Annotated in this window: 1 protein-coding gene; it reads right to left on the bottom strand. The window is 58.0% G+C overall.

What is annotated here, in order from left to right; all coding sequences use genetic code 11:
* A partial coding sequence (locus tag ACR0DB_RS22600; RefSeq protein ID WP_480553094.1) for a tandem-95 repeat protein occupies window positions 1-945 on the bottom strand: 945 nt, incomplete at both ends.

Raw genomic sequence — 945 nt, forward strand, 5'->3', positions numbered from 1 at the left:
CCAGCCAGTCCGGCAGGGCCGTGCCATCCGTAAGTGTCGCACTCAGGGTCAGCGCATCGCTATCCACATCCGTGAATGCGTTCGCCGGCAGCACAAAGCTCACGGCCTCATCTTCCACGGAAGCCTGATTGGACAATGCAAGTGCCACAACAGGGGCATCATTGGTTCCGTGCACAATGATCGAAACGGTTGCGACGCCCACACCGCCATTGCCGTCATCGGTCGCATAGGAAAATGTGTCGATAAGTGTCTGGCCCTCTGCCAGGGCCTGAACATCAGCTGCCCCGGTGGGATCGTAGCTGATGGTCCCATCAGTGTTCAGCGTCAGGGCTGCACCATGCGCACTTGTGGCAGAAACCGCTGTCACCGTGAGTGCGTCCCCGTCGACATCGCTGTCATTGGCCAGAAGCGTGGCGGTATCAATTGAGGTCACAACATCTTCGGTGATCGGAGCGGGACTTTGCACAACATCGTTAACTGCGACAGGTGCATCGTTGACAGGGGTAATCTCAAGCGCAAAGGCATCGCTTGCTGAAAGAGACCCGTCACTGGCCGTCACCAGTACATTGACCATGCCATTGAAATCCTGCGGCGGTGTGCCTGAGAAGCTCCCTGCAACCGCATCAAACACCAGCCAGTCCGGCAGGGCCGTGCCATCCGTAAGTGTCGCACTCAAGGTCAGCGCATCCCCATCCACATCCGTGAATGCGTTCGCCGGCAGCACAAAGCTCACGGTCTCATCTTCCACGGAAGACTGATCAGGCAATACAATCGCCACAACAGGCGCATCGTTGGCTCCATGAACAACCACGGAAACACTTGCGGTGCTCTCCCCGCCATTACCGTCCTCGACCGTATAGGTGAATGTATCCGTCAGGGTCTGACCCTCTGCCAGGGCCTGTACAGCGTCTGCGCCGGTTGGATCATAGCTGATCGTCCCGTCGT

The sequence above is a fragment of the Ruegeria sp. AB6 genome (assembly GCF_056542685.1).